At 39.1% G+C, this 17,153-nt stretch carries 20 protein-coding genes; 15 read left to right on the top strand and 5 right to left on the bottom strand.

Features of this window, described 5'->3' with window-relative positions; genetic code table 11:
- Positions 1-192: 192 nt before the first annotated feature.
- The 10 genes from AAFN64_RS13830 to AAFN64_RS13785 all read left to right on the top strand — a co-directional run bounded on the left by AAFN64_RS13830 (position 193) and on the right by AAFN64_RS13785 (position 6,566).
- On the top strand, positions 193-1,362 hold the full coding sequence (locus AAFN64_RS13830) for a WG repeat-containing protein (protein ID WP_347760856.1): 1,170 nt from the start codon (positions 193-195) through the stop codon (positions 1,360-1,362).
- 164 nt (positions 1,363-1,526) lie between these two features.
- Positions 1,527-2,303: a 3'-5' exonuclease gene (locus AAFN64_RS13825; protein ID WP_347760854.1), complete on the top strand. Its 777-nt coding sequence runs from the start codon at positions 1,527-1,529 to the stop codon at positions 2,301-2,303.
- Positions 2,304-2,321: 18 nt separating this feature from the next.
- The gene (locus AAFN64_RS13820; RefSeq protein ID WP_300484954.1) at positions 2,322-2,933 is read left to right on the top strand and encodes a fumarylacetoacetate hydrolase family protein; all 612 of its coding nucleotides are present in this window, start codon (positions 2,322-2,324) and stop codon (positions 2,931-2,933) included.
- Complete coding sequence (locus tag AAFN64_RS13815) at positions 2,933-3,277, top strand: histidine kinase (RefSeq protein ID WP_300484952.1); 345 nt, start codon at positions 2,933-2,935, stop codon at positions 3,275-3,277. The genes AAFN64_RS13820 and AAFN64_RS13815 overlap by 1 nt, the downstream gene beginning before the upstream one ends.
- Positions 3,278-3,342: 65 nt before the next feature.
- Positions 3,343-4,590, top strand: coding sequence for a competence/damage-inducible protein A (locus AAFN64_RS13810; protein ID WP_347760853.1), 1,248 nt, complete (start codon positions 3,343-3,345; stop codon positions 4,588-4,590).
- Positions 4,591-4,669: 79 nt separating this feature from the next.
- The gene (gene rpmB, locus AAFN64_RS13805; protein ID WP_136403294.1) at positions 4,670-4,906 is read left to right on the top strand and encodes a 50S ribosomal protein L28; all 237 of its coding nucleotides are present in this window, start codon (positions 4,670-4,672) and stop codon (positions 4,904-4,906) included.
- Positions 4,907-4,931: 25 nt separating this feature from the next.
- Entirely contained in the window at positions 4,932-5,114 is a 183-nt protein-coding gene (gene rpmG / locus AAFN64_RS13800) for a 50S ribosomal protein L33 (RefSeq protein WP_008253902.1), read from the top strand.
- A gap of 9 nt (positions 5,115-5,123) precedes the next feature.
- On the top strand, positions 5,124-5,276 hold the full coding sequence (locus AAFN64_RS13795; protein ID WP_091308981.1) for a DUF4295 domain-containing protein: 153 nt from the start codon (positions 5,124-5,126) through the stop codon (positions 5,274-5,276).
- 147 nt (positions 5,277-5,423) lie between these two features.
- Positions 5,424-6,377 carry a signal recognition particle-docking protein FtsY gene (gene ftsY / locus AAFN64_RS13790; protein ID WP_300484946.1) on the top strand — a complete coding sequence of 318 codons (954 nt, stop codon included), beginning with the start codon at positions 5,424-5,426 and terminating at the stop codon, positions 6,375-6,377.
- A gap of 6 nt (positions 6,378-6,383) precedes the next feature.
- Complete coding sequence (locus tag AAFN64_RS13785; protein ID WP_300484945.1) at positions 6,384-6,566, top strand: hypothetical protein; 183 nt, start codon at positions 6,384-6,386, stop codon at positions 6,564-6,566.
- A gap of 11 nt (positions 6,567-6,577) precedes the next feature.
- Here AAFN64_RS13785 and AAFN64_RS13780 read toward each other — a convergent pair whose 3' ends face one another.
- Positions 6,578-7,669 carry a serine hydrolase gene (locus tag AAFN64_RS13780; RefSeq protein ID WP_300484944.1) on the bottom strand — a complete coding sequence of 364 codons (1,092 nt, stop codon included), beginning with the start codon at positions 7,667-7,669 and terminating at the stop codon, positions 6,578-6,580.
- 120 nt (positions 7,670-7,789) lie between these two features.
- Here AAFN64_RS13780 and AAFN64_RS13775 point away from each other — a divergent pair, with 120 nt between their 5' ends.
- From AAFN64_RS13775 to AAFN64_RS13760, 4 genes are all read left to right on the top strand, one after another.
- On the top strand, positions 7,790-8,209 hold the full coding sequence (locus AAFN64_RS13775; protein ID WP_300484943.1) for a lipocalin family protein: 420 nt from the start codon (positions 7,790-7,792) through the stop codon (positions 8,207-8,209).
- Between the two features lie 4 nt (positions 8,210-8,213).
- Positions 8,214-8,510, top strand: coding sequence for a DUF721 domain-containing protein (locus tag AAFN64_RS13770; RefSeq protein WP_136403289.1), 297 nt, complete (start codon positions 8,214-8,216; stop codon positions 8,508-8,510).
- A 152-nt stretch (positions 8,511-8,662) separates the two neighbouring features.
- A complete protein-coding gene (locus AAFN64_RS13765) occupies positions 8,663-8,818 on the top strand; it encodes a hypothetical protein (protein ID WP_347760848.1) in 156 nt (51 codons plus the stop codon).
- Between the two features lie 2 nt (positions 8,819-8,820).
- Positions 8,821-9,357, top strand: coding sequence for a GNAT family N-acetyltransferase (locus AAFN64_RS13760; protein ID WP_300484941.1), 537 nt, complete (start codon positions 8,821-8,823; stop codon positions 9,355-9,357).
- A gap of 58 nt (positions 9,358-9,415) precedes the next feature.
- Here AAFN64_RS13760 and AAFN64_RS13755 read toward each other — a convergent pair whose 3' ends face one another.
- The 4 genes from AAFN64_RS13755 to bshC all read right to left on the bottom strand — a co-directional run bounded on the left by AAFN64_RS13755 (position 9,416) and on the right by bshC (position 15,200).
- Entirely contained in the window at positions 9,416-11,341 is a 1,926-nt protein-coding gene (locus tag AAFN64_RS13755; protein WP_347760847.1) for an amidohydrolase family protein, read from the bottom strand.
- 31 nt (positions 11,342-11,372) lie between these two features.
- Positions 11,373-12,806, bottom strand: coding sequence for a hypothetical protein (locus AAFN64_RS13750; RefSeq protein WP_347760846.1), 1,434 nt, complete (start codon positions 12,804-12,806; stop codon positions 11,373-11,375).
- A gap of 283 nt (positions 12,807-13,089) precedes the next feature.
- On the bottom strand, positions 13,090-13,509 hold the full coding sequence (locus AAFN64_RS13745) for a nucleoside-diphosphate kinase (RefSeq protein ID WP_136403285.1): 420 nt from the start codon (positions 13,507-13,509) through the stop codon (positions 13,090-13,092).
- A gap of 101 nt (positions 13,510-13,610) precedes the next feature.
- Complete coding sequence (gene bshC / locus AAFN64_RS13740) at positions 13,611-15,200, bottom strand: bacillithiol biosynthesis cysteine-adding enzyme BshC (protein WP_347760845.1); 1,590 nt, start codon at positions 15,198-15,200, stop codon at positions 13,611-13,613.
- Between the two features lie 561 nt (positions 15,201-15,761).
- Between bshC and AAFN64_RS13735 the strand changes: the two genes are divergently transcribed.
- Complete coding sequence (locus AAFN64_RS13735) at positions 15,762-17,153, top strand: RtcB family protein (protein WP_347760843.1); 1,392 nt, start codon at positions 15,762-15,764, stop codon at positions 17,151-17,153.

Raw genomic sequence — 17,153 nt, 5'->3', positions numbered from 1 at the left:
TAGTTTCGGGGCTTTTTATTGTTTTTTGCCCGGATTTTGGTACTTGAGAACTATTCGGATAGCAAAAAAGAGAAGCACAAAATAGAATCGGTTTTTATAGGAATTGGGTGAAAAAAAGCGATAATGAAATGGTTTTAAAATTATATTTGTGTCAGATATTTCAGTAGTTTTACTGACCTAATTTTATTATTTATGAAGAAAATTTATTTGCTTTTTTTATTGAGTATTACTACTGTCTTTTCTCAGAATGCTAAAAAGAACGAATTGTTGTTGCCGTATCGGGATGGCAATCTTTGGGGGCTTTGCGATACGTTGGGTAAGGTGAAAGTAAAACCCTTTACAACCGGTATGGTGGATTTTATGACAACGCCACCAAACTTTAAAGGGAAATATGTTATTAAGAAAAACGGAAAAATTTCAATTATTGATCAACATAAGAGAGTGTTGTTAGCAGAAATGAATTTGGATTCGGTAAAAATGTATCCTTTTTCAAAAGATATTTATGTGTATAAGAATAATAAAATCGGAGTTATCCGGAATTTTAAAATGCTTATTCCGGTTCAATATGATGAAATATCGCTTACTTCCAATCAAAGTTATGTGGTGGAAAAAGGAGGTAAACAAGGGTTGATCAATTCAAAAGGAAAACAGCTTATTCCCGTTGCATATACTACTATACATGAGTCCTGGGGAGAAAATGAAAATAGCAAGAAGTTTCACTGGGTTGCAGAAAATGAAAATAACGATGGGGAGGAAAATGAAGTTGGTTTTACCGACAGTGTCGTTTTGGTTGATGAAACACCGGAATGGTACGGCCCGCCTGTTATCGGTATGAAAATACAGATAACAGAGGAAGAGGAAAACAGAAGTAAAAGTATAGGGGAAAAATACGGTGAGGTAGTTTCTTTTTCGATCAATAGGAATTCGGCCACTATCGATATGTATATTGTGAAAATGAACGACGGGTATGGTGTGTATAGTGTGGATCAGGATAAGATCATTTTGAAAAGTGACGAAAGTATCGAAGTTTGTGGGATGAATAATGGGTATACTACGTTCCTGATGAAAAAGAATAGTCAAATGGGATTAATTGACGAAACCGGCAAAGTACTGTTGGATTATGAATATGATACTATTGAAAAGGAGTGGATGGGAATTTGTATGCTTAAAAAGGACAATAAAAAAGGTATGTTTGTTTTGAATTCCATTTATAAACCGGTTAAACCGAAATATAAGGAAATAAAAATATTAGAAGCCATTCCGGTGAGTGAGAGTTGGCAGTTTGGTTTGTTTGAAGTGACAACCCAAGCCGGTAAAAAAGGATTGCTGGGTGAAAATGGAGTGGAGTATTTCAAAAATTAAAGAAAAAATAAGACGATACAATTTATATCAAAACGGCGAACTTGCATAGGCTCGAAGCGTAAAATAAAAGACCGGCAAAATTTATTTTGAGCCGGTCTTTTTTGTTATAATACTTTTGGTGTCTTTCCAAAACCGTTATATTTGTAGCTATTCAAATCAATAAAATGGAACTTAAATTAAACAGACCTATTTGCTTTTTTGACCTTGAAACGACTGGAATTGATGTGGCAAAAGACCGAATAGTGGAAATATCGATATTTAAAGTATATCCGAACGGAAATAAAGAAAGTAAAACCTGGCTGGTAAATCCGGAAATGTCTATTCCGCCGCATTCGACTGCGATTCATGGGATTTCGGATGAAAAAGTAGCCAATGAGCCTACTTTTAAACAGTTGTCGACACAGATTCACAATATGATCAAAGATTCTGACCTGGCCGGTTTTAATTCCGATCGTTTTGATATTCCATTGCTGGCAGAAGAATTGCTTCGTGCCGAAGTGGATTTTGATATGAAAAACAGAGTGTCAGTCGACGTACAAACGATTTTTCATAAAATGGAAGAACGGACGTTAAGCGCGGCCTATAAATTCTATTGCGGTCAGACATTGGACAATGCACATAGTGCAGAAGCTGATACGATGGCAACATACGAGATCTTAAAAGCCCAGTTGGATCGTTATCCGGAATTGGAAAACGATATGAAAACGCTTTCGGAATTTACAACCCGTAAAAAATCAGTGGATTTCGCCGGTTTTATCGCATTAAATGCAGAAGGACAGGAAATCTTTACCTTCGGAAAACACAAAGGGGTATTGGTAGATGAGGTATTCGATAAAGAACCGGGCTATTTCGGCTGGATTCAAAATGCCGATTTCCCGTTGTATACCAAAAAAGTACTGACCGGGATTAAGTTGAGAAAACTCAATAATAAATTAAGTTAAACCTACGCAGCGCTACTTATGAAGATTATCTGTATTGGCAGAAATTATACCGAGCATATCGCAGAATTGCAAAATGAACGCCCGGACGAACCGGTGATTTTTCTAAAACCGGATACCGCCATTTTACCAAAACAATTCCCGTTTGTAATTCCTGAATTTTCAAATGACGTACATCACGAAGTGGAAATTCTTGTAAAAATCAATAAAGTCGGAAAGTATATCGAACCGAAATTTGCACATAAATATTATGAGGAAATCGGATTGGGAATTGACTTTACGGCACGAGATGTACAATCCCGATTAAAAGAAAAGGGACTGCCATGGGAAAAAGCAAAAGCATTCGACGGCTCGGCAGTGATCGGTGAATTTTTACCAAAAACTGAATTTAATTCACCGGAAAATATTACATTTGAATTAACCAGCAACGGTCAGACAGTGCAAAAGGGAAACACAAGTCATATGCTATGGAAAATCGATGAATTGATTGCTTATGTATCCCAATATTTTACACTTAAAAAAGGTGATATTATTTTTACAGGTACGCCAGCTGGTGTAGCGAAGGTGAATCCGAATGACGTGCTGGAAGGATTTATAGAAGGAAAACAATTGTTTAGAATACAGGTAAAATAATGGCAATACATTATAACTTATCTAAAGTTTACGAGATTTCGGATAATGATGCCGAGTTTGCGCAACAGATTATCCAGCTATTTGTGTCGGAAATTCCAAATGAAATCCGACTCATAAAAGAAGGAATCGAGGAAAAAGACTTTGACAAAACCTACAGTGCTTCCCATAAGATAAAGCCAACGCTGGATCTGATGGGAATGGATTTGGCTTATGACGAAAACCTCCATATCATGGAGTGGACCAAGTCACAAGGAAAAAAGAAAGAGATAAAAGAAGTATTCAAAAGTTTAAAAGAACACGTTGATAATACTTTAAAAGAAATTAAAAAAGACTATAATCTATAGGCATCGTCCGGAAAAAGGCAAACCAGAGCGAAATGGTTTGCCTTTGTTCTTTTACAGCAAAAAAAATGAAAGCCAGCATTATTACCATCGGAGACGAAATCCTTATCGGTCAGATTGTGGATACCAATTCGTCCTTTATTGCCAAGACACTCGAAAAAATCGGAATTAAAGTACACGAAATGCAATCCGTTTCGGACGACCGACAACATATTCTGGATACGCTTTCGGAACAGGAAAGTAAAGTCGATGTGGTGATCATTACCGGCGGTTTGGGACCAACCAAAGATGATATTACCAAAAAGACACTTTGCGACTATTTCGACGACGAATTGGTGGTCAATGAAACCGTATTGGCTCATGTGGTGGAAATAATCGAAAAAGCATTTAACCGACCGGCTTCACAAATCAATAAAGATCAGGCGTTGGTGCCGTCCCGAAGTACCGTACTTTTTAATAAAGTCGGAACCGCGCCGGGAATGTGGATGGAACGTAACGGAACCGTGTTTGTATCACTACCGGGAGTTCCGTATGAAATGAAATATCTGATGGAAAACGAAGTGATCCCAAGGTTGATCGCCCGTTTTGACAGACCGTATATCGTTCATAAAACAATTCTTACCTATGGTGTTGGGGAAAGTCTTCTGGCGGAGCGAATCGAAAACTGGGAAAATGCACTTCCGGAATTTATCAAACTGGCCTATCTTCCAAGTCCGGGACGGGTTCGCCTACGACTTTCGGCTATGGGGATCGATGAGTTTGTATTGCATCGGGAAATTAAAATTCAGGTAGAAAAACTGGAATTTATCATCAAAAACGATATTGTCGGTTACGATGATGAGGAAACACTGGAGGTTGTATTGGGGCAACTGCTCACGGAAAAAGGACTAACTATCGGGACAGCCGAGAGTTGTACTGGTGGAAGTGTAGCGGCAACGATTACATCGGTTCCGGGTTCGTCGGCCTATTTTAAAGGTAGTATTGTGAGTTATGCAACCGAAACTAAAATAAACCTGTTGGGAATTCCAGAGGAGATTATCGAAAAGCACTCGGTTGTAAGTACCGAAGTGGCCGAAGAAATGGCGTCACGTGTGCAAAAAATACTCAGTGTGGATTATGCTATTGCAACTACAGGAAATGCCGGTCCGGCCAAAGGAGATTCCGATGCCGATGTCGGTACGGTTTTTATCGCGATTGCTACTCCTGAAGGGATTTATAGTGAAGAATTTAACTTTGGTCAACCGCGCGAAAAGGTTATAGACAGGGCGGTAAACAAAGCTCTGGAAAAAATTTATAAAGAAATTTTAAAAAACTAATCAAAATAGTTTGTGAAATAGGTTTCTTTTTTGTTACTTTGCACCCTGATTTTGAATAACGAATATAAAGATAAGTATAATGTCAAGAGTTTGTGAACTTACAGGTAAGAGAGCGATGGTAGGAAACAATGTTTCTCACGCTATGAATAAAACCAAAAGAAAATTTAGCGTTAACTTAGTTAAGAAACGTTTCTACATTCCTGAAGAAGACAGATGGGTTACTTTACGAGTATCTACTGCTGCTTTAAAAACAATTAATAAAAATGGTATTGCTGCGGTTTTGAAACAAGCCAAAGCTAACGGATTTGTAAAATAATCCCACCTAAATAATATAGATCAAGATGGCAAAGAAAGGTAATAGAATTCAGGTAATTTTAGAATGTACCGAGCATAAGACTTCTGGTGTTCCAGGAACTTCAAGATACATTACTACTAAAAACAAAAAAAATACTCCAGACAGATTAGAGATTAAAAAGTTCAATCCAATTTTGAAGCGAGTAACTGTTCATAAAGAAATTAAATAATCGTAAGTCATGGCAAAGAAAACCGTAGCAACTTTACAAACAGCTTCAAAAAGATTAACTAAGGCTATCAAGATGGTAAAATCACCTAAAACTGGTGCTTATACTTTCGTTGAGTCTGTAATGTCTCCTGAAGAAGTGGATGAATTCTTAAAAAAGAAATAATTCCCGTATACAATTTATAGAAAAGCTACTTTCGTATGGAAGTAGCTTTTTTATTTTTATATTTGTCGTAAGAATTGTAAGAAGGATCGTTTTTCGGAACGATCGGATTTGCATTTCTAAATCGTAATTTAATTGTAAAATAGCCGAATGAATTTTTTTAAAAAAATATTTTCATCAGAGAAAAAAGAAACCCTGGATAAAGGATTGGAAAAAACGAAAACTTCGTTCTTTTCCAAACTGACCAAAGCCGTAGCCGGAAAATCAAAAGTGGATGATGAGGTTTTGGACAACCTGGAAGAAATTTTGGTTTCGTCTGATGTGGGTGTGAATACGACGCTAAAGATCATCGAACGAATCGAAGCCCGCGTATCGCGCGACAAATACCTTGGGACGGACGAATTAAACGGAATTCTGCGCGAAGAAATCGCCGGACTGTTATCGGAAACCAATTCCGGTGAAGCCAGTGAATTCGAAATCCCGGCCAACAAAAAACCTTATGTAATCATGGTGGTGGGTGTGAATGGTGTTGGAAAAACAACAACGATCGGTAAACTGGCCTATCAGTTTAAAAAAGCCGGACATAAAGTGGTATTAGGTGCAGCAGATACGTTCCGTGCAGCAGCCATCGACCAGCTTCAAATCTGGGCCGACCGTGTAGGGGTGCCAATCGTTAGACAACAAATGGGAAGTGATCCGGCATCGGTAGCTTTTGATACATTACAGTCGGCGGTTTCACAAGGTGCCGATGTGGTAATCATCGATACGGCGGGTCGTTTGCACAATAAAGTCGGTTTAATGAATGAGCTGACAAAAGTAAAACGCGTCATGCAGAAAGTACAGGAAGATGCGCCACACGACGTATTATTAGTGTTGGATGGTTCGACCGGACAAAATGCATTCGAGCAAGCCAAACAATTTACAGCAGCCACAGAAGTTTCCTGTTTGGCGGTGACCAAACTTGACGGTACGGCTAAAGGTGGTGTGGTGATTGGAATTTCCGATCAGTTCCAGATTCCGGTAAAATATATCGGAGTAGGAGAAGGCATCGAAGATCTTCAGGTCTTCAATAAATTTGAATTTGTAGATTCATTTTTCAAATAAAAGCTAATGAACAACGTAATCGCTTTTTTTAAAAACCTGTCACCGTTAAAAATGGTGATCATAAGTGTTGTTTTGGGAATCCTGGCTATCTTTTTAGAAAAACCGTTTCCCGGTATTTTTCTGGCATTGCGATTAACAAGTTTTGTATTGCTGATTGTAGCAATTATCAGATACTTCAATAAAAAATAAAAATAAAGGCGTTATTCATATAACGCCTTTATTTTTTGCCAGAGTACTTCGTCAAAATCCGATAAAGCCATATTGCTGCCATCGGCGGCATCACCCATCCGGATGATTACCATTTTCATACTCGGTATAACATAGATTTTCTGATCATTCTTTCCAAGTGCCATATACATATCCGACGGTGCCGAAGGAATAATACTTCCGGAAAATTGATACTGACTTTGCGGTAAATGGTAACTCGTTTTTCCGTTTAGCCACCATAGATAACCATAGGCAAGATTGATATTCTGCGAAGTGGTTGTGGCTTCATTCCAATAGCTTTCGTTTAAAATCTGCTGGTTATCCCATTTTCCTTTGTTTAGGATTAACAATCCGAAACGCGCCATACTTCTGGAATTGCTGGAATAAACACTTAAACCATCAGAAGTATTGGTCCATATACCATTCATCCCGATTTTATCCCGTAGCCGACTATTAAAGTAATTGGAGAAAGATGTTAGTGTTGCAGTAGCGATTACATCCTGAAGTTTTACATAAACATTATCGTAAGCCCAACGGGTACCGGCATCGGAGAGATAGGTCAAACAGGCCGGTGTCACACAATCGCCATTACTGGCATCATCCAGTCCGGAAGTCATCGTTAGCAGGTTTTTACACTTGATCAGGTTTTCCTTGGCTAAGGGTGCGCTCGTCCATCCATTCCCAAGATAATCGGAAACTTTGTTGTTAATGTTGAGGTAGCCTTCCTGTTGCGCAATCCCGGTCATGGTCGAAGTTAGCGTTTTTCCGGCACTGGCCCAATACCAATAACTATTGGCCGTATGTCCGTTAAAATAATTTTCCATGACAATCCTTCCGTTTACCAGTACGATAAAAGACTTACTGTGCTTTTGCTCCAGATAATCCAGTAAGGGTTGTACGGCATTGGCATGCCATCCCAAATCGGAAATACTACGTGTTTCCCAGGTGGTATTCCCGGAACTGATCGGTGGGAAATACATACTTTCCGTAGGTGTTACGGGAGTGGAACCGCTGGAAGTTTCGCTTTCGGAACTGCAACTGGCTATTGCTAAAAGGGTTATTGCCGACAGGAATATTCGTTTCATAAGGGATCGCGTTTCTATTTGGACTAGCGCTTTGTTAAATGGTTTAAAGCTACAGGTTTTTTTGTTCTAAAGTTTCGTTTGTGCCGTTTTAAAAGGTAAATTTGTAAAAATGTTTGTGCCATGAAAAAAATAATTGCGGTAGTACTGTTTAGCCTTGCTTTTACGGCTTGTCATAAAAAAATTGATGATGCGGCAATCGCCAAAATCAACGGATATTGGGAAATTGAAAAAGCCATTATGCCAGACGGAAGCAGTAAGGAGTATTCGATCAATCCGACTATCGATTATTTTGAAATCAAAGACAACAAAGGATTCCGTAAAAAAGTAATGCCACAACTGGATGGAACCTATCTGGTGAGCGAACTGGACGAAAAAGTTGCCGTGATCAAACAAGACGACCATGTTTACTTGAAGTATACTACGGCCTACGCCAAATGGAAGGAAGAATTGATCAAAGTAACCGATGACGAATTGGTGCTCAAAAACGAGCACGATATGGAATACCACTACAAAAAAGCGACTTCATTTTCTATAAAATAAAAGCATGGCGAAACGATTTAATGAAGAATCTCCGATATCCGACGTACTAAAACAGTTTATCCAGGATCATAAATTGCAGGCCGGAATGGACAAGATCGACGTTCGTGATGCCTGGAAAAACCTGATGGGTAACGGTGTGAATAATTATACGACTGAGATCATGCTAAAAGGAACAACCCTTTATGTGGCCTTGTCTTCTGCTGTATTACGCGAAGAATTAAGCTATGGCAAAGAAAAGATCGTTAAGATGATCAACGAAGAGTTGCGCCGCGATCTGGTTAAGGATATTGTGTTGCGGTAGAATTTTTACGTTATGAGTATTGTCGGAAGTGGTATAATTTAAAGCCTTTTTTGACTTTTGATAGTAAGCAGTTGACTATTATATACTGGGGTAAAATTTGTATATTTAAACTTTATGGAAGAATTCTATTTTATATTTTAAAATTGATAATGATGGCAACAACGATTAAAATTACTCCAGTGATAAAAGGTGAAGAATCTAAAAGATTTAATAATGTTATAGCTAAGAGTAAAGTAAATAAAATTTCTGAAACGAAAAAAAACAGAATATTTGATTTGGTATGTAAAGTGATGTCCAAAAAAGCATAATCATGGATTTGTCTGATTTTACTTTTTCGGTATTAAGAAATGAGGAAGTATTGGACTATTTTGATTGTAACGATTCGGAAATAAATATTTTTTTACTGGAAGATTCTAAAAAATTCCAAAACGAAAAAATAACAAATACCTATTTATTTAAAACAGATAATGATATAGTGGCTTTTTTTTCATTGTCGAATGATTGTTTAAATGATTTAGGGTATGAAAATTCTATTTGGAATAAGCTTCATAGAAAAATTAAACTCCCTAATAAAAAAAGAATTCGTCAATACCCGGCTGTTAAAATTACAAGGTTGGGAATTCATAAAAACTACCAGGGCTGCGGATTAGCACATCAGTTATTAGACTTTATTAAAGGCTGGACATTTATTGAACACAAACCTGCATGCCGGTTATTAATTTTAGATGCCTACAACAAACCTCAACAGTTAGCATTATACGAAAAGAATGATTTTATATTTCTTTTAGAATCGGATAAAGAGAAGAAACATCGATTTATGTATTTTGATCTGATGCGATTGGATTAAAAAGTTATAGAAACATAAAAAGCAGGACATTCGTCCTGCTTTTCCACTTTTTAAAATGTTATACCGCTTCGGGAACAACAATATCCGTGTTTGTATACACTTTTACGCCACCTTTCCAGGTTTCGAGAATCGGAACCTTACGCAGTTCTTTATAGTACTCTTTCATCGTTAGCGGATCCTGTTCCAGAATCACGAAATCGGCGAAATAGCCATCCTGTAGCGAACCCGTCCACTGCTCGGCATGACATTGCCACGCCGCGTCATAGGTTACCGATAGTAACGCCTGTTCCGGAGTAAGGCATTCTTTTTCGTTTAATACTTTGTTCGGATAATCGTCCGGTGCGGCTTCCATCATACGGGTAATAGCTTGTTCCATCATACGTAATGGCCCGATCGGACTTACGGAATAATCGGTATGTAGCGAAATACGTAATCCGGCGTCAAGTGAAGAACGACACAAATCCAGTTTTTCTACTTTTTCTTCAAAAATGGCTTCCTTAAACGGATAACCATAATAGCCCACATGGCCAATTAGAAAACTCGGAACGATACCAAGATCTTTCATTTGCTGGATCTGAGACTGTTCCAAAATAGAGCAGTGTTCGATACGGTGACGACGGTCTGCTACTTTTTTCGCTTTAAAAGCGGCATCGTAAACTTCGATTGCAAATTTTACAGCCATATCACCATTGGCATGGATCATTAAAGGCCATTCTTTTTCTGCAACAACCGTTTTTACAATGTCGAGATAGGTTTGCGTTGGCTCGTCCGGATGCGGATGCTCTTTGTCTTCCGGGAAATTAAACACCCCAAGATTATCGGCCGGATAACAACAATAAGGTTTCGACTGGTAGCCGGTTAATCCCTGATTCGAACCGTCGGAAATGATTTTAACGCTACCCGAATACAGGTCTTTGTACTCTTTAATCGGAGTAAAAGTAGGTAGTTTTTTAGCATCATCCAACGTTAAACAGGTTTGTGCCACACCAATGCGCACTTTCTTTTGATGGAAATCCAGATATAATTTTAAGATAAGCTCTTGTACGGATGTCATTCCGGCATCATACATAAAAGTAACGCCACGTTTCACAGCGGTATCAAACAAATCGTCCAGATTTTTAAACGAAGCAAGCGCAAATTCAGCGACCTGGCGAATCGGCATACATTTTAAAGCCGGTCCGATTTCTTCGGTTTCCTGTAATTGTCCGTTGGTGGTTTGCTGATAATTTTCGAACGTTTTGTATTGATCGCGTATACTTTTATTCAGATCGAAAATAATACGAAGTGTCAACGAGTTTACATAGGCCGTATGCATCGAAGCACTCATGATAAATACCGGATAGTCGGGTACGATGTTATCCAGAAATTGATAATCGAACGTAACCAGCTTGTTTAATGTGTCCGGCGTATGACTTTTTTCAAAAGGCATAAAGGCCGGATCAAGATTACAACCTAAAATCCAATAATTATTTTTGTTAAGCTTTTCTTTGTTTTTAGGATCATTTTGATAGTCATCAAGCTGCTTTTTAAGCCATGCGGTGTTGTAGCCTTCCTTTAAAAACTGTCCGTCATACGGACTCAAGTCCAACCAACTGCCCAATATGGCAGAAGGTACCAGGTGAACGTGCGGTTCGATTAGTCCCGGAAGCAAGGTATGACCTTTGTCCAGTTTTCGGGTTTGAAAAAGATGTCCCGTTTTGATCATGGCCTCCGTTACGTGCAACATAGAACCGGAAGCAACGACTTTCCCTTTATGGAATCCGATAGCTTCTACCGTATGCGTTTTCCCATCTATCAACGGACGAATTGTACCGCCGTGAAACAATACCGATTCTTCTGTTGGATTAACAAAAGGGGTTTTGTTTTCCGATAATTGGGTGATAATTTCCGAAGAGGAAAGTTCCTTTTCCAGAATTTTTAAAACCGGATTGTTACAACCGCAATGGGTACATCCGTGGTGAATATGTTCGTGATCATGTATCATACTTTAGCGATTTAGGGATTACTATTGATGATTATTTATTAGCGTTGATATTACTCTGAACCGACCAGGCAAAATCCAGTAATACCTGATTGCGGAAACGACTCATGTCTTTCATATCGATATACTGATCGGTAGTGTATACGCTTCCTGTAACCGATGCCAAAGCGTGACAACTCATACAGTTGGTTTGTACACCATATTGGAAATTTGGATTTAACTGGTTGTTGTCGCCGGTAAATACGTTCGGACCAAAAGAGCCTTCCAAATAAGGGTTAAACGAGATGATACTTCGTACACCTTTGTTGGTTCCACCGGTAATCGGCTGGTTAGGCCATACCATCGCATAAGAGGTTGAAACGGCATAATTGGCAGCCGCACCTTTGATAATGCTTGGACGTAATTTAGCATTGAACGCCGAACTTGGGAAAAACGGATTGTCGCGGTCATAGCTCCAGAAAAAGGTCTGCCAGGTCCAGTTGCTGATTTCTTTGGTTCCTACGTGCATGGCTACCAATAAGATATAATCGCCGGCTTTGTATTTGCGTTTGCTGCTTTTTTGGTTGTTATTCAGATAGGCAGCCATACGGCCATCGATCTGATCATTGATAAATTCGTTCAGGTTACAAGTGGCCGCTACAATTTGAGCCGGTGTCGGATTGGAACCGGTAACCGGTACGATGGTTTTGTCTTTTGCTTGTTTGTTGTTGGTGTCCACATAAACGTAGGTTTGCCAGTCTTTATAACCAAATACTTTAGCTGGCTTTGGATCGCCTGGCCAAATCGGTACGCGAATCAAACCGTTTGCATCAACACCACCGGCAAAATAGGTAGGTTTGGTTGTAATACCAGCTGATGGAAATGGAGGAATGTTACCGATACCGTTAGTAACTTTGTATTTGTCGAGTGTCGATTGGTTGAAAATAAGATTTTGTGTCGAATAACAGGCTGCTGCCGGATTGTAGGAAACTGTTTCGAAAACATTAGAAACCGTATCAAGTACCGCATTTCTTTTACCAAACAATTGGCCGTGGATTAACTGTTTTGGTACTTCCAGAGCGCTACGTTCTTTTTTGATCTGAAAGCATCCGCCTTCTTTGTTCCCGTCGGCTGCCATTTGCGCCAATTCTTTTACGCTCATCCAGGTTTCAAATACCAATAGCGAATCACCGTTAAAAACCTGACCGGATTTTGCCGTCAAACCGGCCCAGATACCCCAGGCATGTTGGGTAATACTAGCGGAATCCTGTTTGTTAAGCCAACCGTAAATTGCGGTAGAATCTTGAGGGAATTTAAAACCGGGAAGATTTAAGTCGTCCGGAAATTCCTGTGGTTTGATAATAGGAGCTGCGCCTAATAATCCGGCATCCGGTGTCGTGTTTTTCTTGCAGGAAATAGCCAGACTGGTAGCCGTTAGCGCAACCAGAATACCAAACGAAATGGTCTTAAGGGGTAGTAGTCGTTTCATGTTTGTTGTAGATTTGGTTTGTATTTATATGCTGTTTTTGTTTGATTACCTTATTCTATATTAGTCCCAAATTGTAATTTTTTTAGGATTTTTAATTTGCAATTTGTGTTGAACTCGATTTATATGTAAGGCGTTTTGTAAAGTTAATGGCTTGGTAAAACCTATAATAGCGTATAATTACGCGTTTTTATAATCAGATAGAAATACTGAAAAAAGGAAAGAAACGGGTACAAAAAAAGCCGTTCCTTTTGGAACGGCTTTTCGAAAATAATATAGTATTTTATTAGAATTCTTCTCTTCCTGCGAAGTGGAAAGCGCTTTCGATAGCAGCATTCTCATCACTGTCAGATCCGTGAACAGCATTCTCTCCGATAGAAGTTGCATATTTTTTACGGATAGTACCTTCTGCAGCATCAGCAGGGTTTGTAGCTCCGATTAAAGTACGGAAAGCTTCTACAGCGTTATCTTTTTCAAGGATTGCAGCTACGATAGGACCTCTTGACATGAATTCTACCAATTCTCCGTAGAATGGTCTTTCACTGTGAACAGCGTAGAATTTTTGAGCATCCGCTACTGTTAATTGTGTTAATTTCATTGATACGATTCTGAAACCAGCTTCAGTAATCATGTTAATAATTCCTCCGATGTGTCCTTTTTCAACAGCATCAGGCTTAATCATAGTGAATGTTCTATTCGTTGCCATCTTGTTTTGTTTAAATTTTTTGCAAAAATAGTATTTTTAAGCTGAATAATAGGCTATCTTTTTTATTGAAATTTTATTTGTATCGAAGAATTGTGATTCTTTTATACAATCAATACCGGGAAATCCTGTTCCAACGGCTGTAACTGGCGGAATAATTCGGTTAGTAAATTCGTGCCGTGTTCCAGATAAAATTCCGAAAAATTTGCCGTCCGTTCCTGAAGACTCAGGTTGGGGAACAATTCGTTTTGCAATGCCGTGATACGACTCAATTGCTCCTGATGGTTGCGTTTTTCGGCTTTTAACAATCGTTTTTCAAGATTATCCAATCCTTTTAGTTGTTTCTTTTCCTGAGCGGCTACGGCACCTATAAAAGAAGCATCGGTTTTGGCAGCCATTTCCCGTAATTTGGAAAATTGTTGTTCCAGATGTGTTTTCTGTTCCGAAAAATCAAGCGTAAAGGCCGAAAGTGATTTGGTTTTTGCATCGATCAGATCGTGTTGCTTTTGAAACAAATCGGCCCAGGTTAGACCTAATTGGTCTGCTTTGTGCGCCTGTTTAGGTGTTGCCAGAACTACAGAATTTCGCAATACCAACATTGGAAACGGAACGTTGGAAGCCTCGAAAAAGGATTTTAATTCCAACCAGTACGCCAATTCACCACCACCGCCAATATAGGCCAGATTGGGTAAAATCACTTCCTGGTATAACGGACGCATGATCACATTGGGACTGAATTTTTCCGGGTAACGTTCCAGTTCATCCAGAATCTCTTCGGTGGTAAACCGGCGCGAAGTCCCGTTAACGATATACCCTCCGTTTTCAAAAACGATGCGTTCCCGCAATCCGTCCTCAATATAAAAAAGGTTAATTTCCCTAGGGTTAACCTGTATGTTGTAGGTTTTTAATAAAACCGACGTTTCCGTTACTTTCTGAAAAGCGACTTGTTCGAGTAATTCCCGTTTTACATACGGAATGAATTCCCGTTTTAACGCTTCGGAATCACCATCGATAATCACCAATCCCTGTTCTCTAAACAATTCATTGGCCAGAAAACGGGTCGCATCGGCCAGATTCGAATGTTTCAGATAGGCATTTTTAAATAACTGACGTAAATATTCGGCGTTATGACCAATTCCGAGTTCTTTCGAAAAAACATCAAAAACACTATCCAGTCCTTCGGTCGAAAGACGGCCAACCGGTCCGGAACTATCGCGGTTCCATTTTATTTTTTTATTTCTGAAATTAAAATAATTGATCTCTTCAAAATCGTGATCTTCCGTGGCCATCCAATATACCGGTACGAAATGATCCGTCGGGTAAGCGGCTTTTAATTCTTTAGCCAGATTAATGGCCGAAACGATTTTGTATAAAAAATATAAAGGTCCTGTAAAAAGATTTAACTGGTGTCCGGTGGTTACGGTAAAAGTGTTCTCGTTTTTTAACAGGGCGATATTTTGAAGTGTCGCTTCCGAAACAGCTGTCGAGGCATACTGTTTTTCCAAAACGGTTGCCAGTGTATTTCGGTTCGCTGTACTAAAATGTGCCGCTTTTTCGTCAATTTGACTTCTGAAATTTTCCAGGGAAGGAAAACGATGGTATAAGGACTGTGTTTCTGTTTTTTTATCTAAATAATCGACAATTAACCGGGAAAAATAATTGGATTCTTGATAGCTGATACAGTCAGTAGGCATAATAGGATATAATTATATAAGTGTGTTTTTTTGAAAAATAAAGGTAGATATAATCGCTTTCGAATCTCCCAAGTTATTGTTAATTTTTTAAACCGTCAACTGATGGAGGCTTTGCTAATGGTTTGTTTCAGGTGATTTTTATCCGAAAAATCGAATTATCGTCTTGAAAATGAGTGTTTTTGAATTTGAAATTAAAAAATAGATTGAAATATTAGGAAATGTCAAAAACATTTTACAAACTTTGCAATGTGAAAAAATAATAACCTTTTAAAAACGAAGAAAAATGTTTGTATTACAATCATCTGCTATCAGTCTGACACCAAAATGTGGTGTAGCTGCTCTTCGTGGTTTTGTTCAGTCCTAGAAAATTACTTTCCAAGATAACAAAGCCCGAAGACAACAAGTTTCGGGCTTTTTTGTATACTTTTTACTTTAAAGCTCCCGGTTTAGCCCTTTAATTTATCCGAATACGGATAAAATGTTTCGCAAAACAAAACAGCATCCCAATCGGATTACTGAAACTATTGTTTTGCGTTCCAAAAAAAATCAAAGAATCAAACAATGGGAAATAAATTATCCGGGAAGGACCTGATCAAATTAGGCTTTCCTAAAAATAATAGCATCAATATTGCCTTGGGGCAAATTAACAGATATAGAAAAAGAGAGAAAAAAGAAGGCATTCTAACGGAGGCAAAAGAAGTATTACTGTTTCCGGAAAAATTCAAAAATCACGGTACCTGGGGAAAAGTGGCCGAAGGCTTGATTAACCCGGTTCAGGTGCGAATGCAACAACTCAACACCACTCGCGCACCGTTTTCGATTTTTGGTGAAAACGAAATCGATCAGCAGGCAAAATTCCAGTTGTACGATGCGCTAAAACTGCCGGTTTCCGTAGCGGGAGCTTTGATGCCCGATGCACATTCCGGTTATGGATTGCCGATTGGTGGCGTACTGGCCACTGAAAACGCGGTGATTCCCTATGGTGTAGGTGTTGATATTGGTTGTCGGATGAGTTTGTCGATTTTCGATTTACCGGCTTCTTTTCTAAAAGGAAGAGAGCAGCAACTGAAAGCAATCCTGGCGGAGCATACCAAATTCGGAATGTATGAAACGCATCCGATCAAAGCGGATCATGAAATTTTTTACCGACCGGAATTTCGGGATATTCCATTTGTAAAAGGTCTGTTGGACAAAGCCTATAAACAATTGGGAACCTCCGGTGGCGGAAATCATTTTGTAGAATTCGGAATTGTAAAAATCGATACACCGTTACCGGAATGGAAAATGTTGCCCGGTGAATATTTTGCGGTGTTATCGCATAGCGGATCCCGCGGGTTAGGTGCCAATATTGCAAAACAATATACCTATCTGGCAACCAAACAATGTCCGTTGCCTAAAAATGTACAACATCTGGCCTGGCTGGATCTGAATACGCACGACGGACAGGAGTATTGGATGGCCATGAACCTTGCCGGTGATTATGCCAAAGCCTGTCACGATGAAATTCACAGGCGGATTGCGAAACTACTGGGGAAAAAGGTGGTCGTAACCATAGAGAACCATCACAATTTTGCATGGAAGGAAATGCATAACGATAAGGAGTGTATTGTACATCGCAAAGGTGCTACGCCGGCAGCCGAAGGACAATTGGGAATTATTCCCGGTTCGATGACCGCTCCGGGTTATATCGTGATGGGGAAAGGAAACCCGGCGAGTCTTAATTCGGCGTCACATGGAGCCGGAAGGGTATTCTCGAGAGCCAAATGTAAAACGATGTTTACGCAGAGTGACATCAAAAAAGAACTTAAAAAGCACGAAGTAAACCTGATTGGTGGCAATATTGATGAAGCGCCAATGGCCTATAAGGATATCACAAAAGTGATGGGAAACCAACAGGAATTGGTTACCGTTTTAGGGACGTTTACGCCTAAAATCGTGCGAATGGATAAATAA

It is taken from the genome of Flavobacterium sp. CAU 1735, from assembly GCF_039888695.1.
In the GTDB taxonomy this organism is placed as follows: Bacteria; Bacteroidota; Bacteroidia; order Flavobacteriales; family Flavobacteriaceae; genus Flavobacterium.
The sequence above is the reverse complement of the archived record's forward strand: the minus strand, read 5'-3'. Positions and strand labels throughout refer to the sequence as shown.

Excerpts from the sequence above, each read along its gene's own strand:
- AAFN64_RS13830 (WP_347760856.1), top strand. The coding sequence starts at position 193 with ATGAAGAAAATTTATTTGCTTTTTTTATTGAGTATTACTACTGTCTTT.
- AAFN64_RS13825 (WP_347760854.1), top strand. The coding sequence starts at position 1,527 with ATGGAACTTAAATTAAACAGACCTATTTGCTTTTTTGACCTTGAAACG.
- AAFN64_RS13820 (WP_300484954.1), top strand. The coding sequence starts at position 2,322 with ATGAAGATTATCTGTATTGGCAGAAATTATACCGAGCATATCGCAGAA.
- AAFN64_RS13815 (WP_300484952.1), top strand. The coding sequence starts at position 2,933 with ATGGCAATACATTATAACTTATCTAAAGTTTACGAGATTTCGGATAAT.
- AAFN64_RS13810 (WP_347760853.1), top strand. The coding sequence starts at position 3,343 with ATGAAAGCCAGCATTATTACCATCGGAGACGAAATCCTTATCGGTCAG.
- rpmB (WP_136403294.1), top strand. The coding sequence starts at position 4,670 with ATGTCAAGAGTTTGTGAACTTACAGGTAAGAGAGCGATGGTAGGAAAC.
- rpmG (WP_008253902.1), top strand. The coding sequence starts at position 4,932 with ATGGCAAAGAAAGGTAATAGAATTCAGGTAATTTTAGAATGTACCGAG.
- AAFN64_RS13795 (WP_091308981.1), top strand. The coding sequence starts at position 5,124 with ATGGCAAAGAAAACCGTAGCAACTTTACAAACAGCTTCAAAAAGATTA.
- ftsY (WP_300484946.1), top strand. The coding sequence starts at position 5,424 with ATGAATTTTTTTAAAAAAATATTTTCATCAGAGAAAAAAGAAACCCTG.
- AAFN64_RS13785 (WP_300484945.1), top strand. The coding sequence starts at position 6,384 with ATGAACAACGTAATCGCTTTTTTTAAAAACCTGTCACCGTTAAAAATG.
- AAFN64_RS13780 (WP_300484944.1), bottom strand. The coding sequence starts at position 7,669 with ATGAAACGAATATTCCTGTCGGCAATAACCCTTTTAGCAATAGCCAGT.
- AAFN64_RS13775 (WP_300484943.1), top strand. The coding sequence starts at position 7,790 with ATGAAAAAAATAATTGCGGTAGTACTGTTTAGCCTTGCTTTTACGGCT.
- AAFN64_RS13770 (WP_136403289.1), top strand. The coding sequence starts at position 8,214 with ATGGCGAAACGATTTAATGAAGAATCTCCGATATCCGACGTACTAAAA.
- AAFN64_RS13765 (WP_347760848.1), top strand. The coding sequence starts at position 8,663 with ATGGCAACAACGATTAAAATTACTCCAGTGATAAAAGGTGAAGAATCT.
- AAFN64_RS13760 (WP_300484941.1), top strand. The coding sequence starts at position 8,821 with ATGGATTTGTCTGATTTTACTTTTTCGGTATTAAGAAATGAGGAAGTA.
- AAFN64_RS13755 (WP_347760847.1), bottom strand. The coding sequence starts at position 11,341 with ATGATACATGATCACGAACATATTCACCACGGATGTACCCATTGCGGT.
- AAFN64_RS13750 (WP_347760846.1), bottom strand. The coding sequence starts at position 12,806 with ATGAAACGACTACTACCCCTTAAGACCATTTCGTTTGGTATTCTGGTT.
- AAFN64_RS13745 (WP_136403285.1), bottom strand. The coding sequence starts at position 13,509 with ATGGCAACGAATAGAACATTCACTATGATTAAGCCTGATGCTGTTGAA.
- bshC (WP_347760845.1), bottom strand. The coding sequence starts at position 15,200 with ATGCCTACTGACTGTATCAGCTATCAAGAATCCAATTATTTTTCCCGG.
- AAFN64_RS13735 (WP_347760843.1), top strand. The coding sequence starts at position 15,762 with ATGGGAAATAAATTATCCGGGAAGGACCTGATCAAATTAGGCTTTCCT.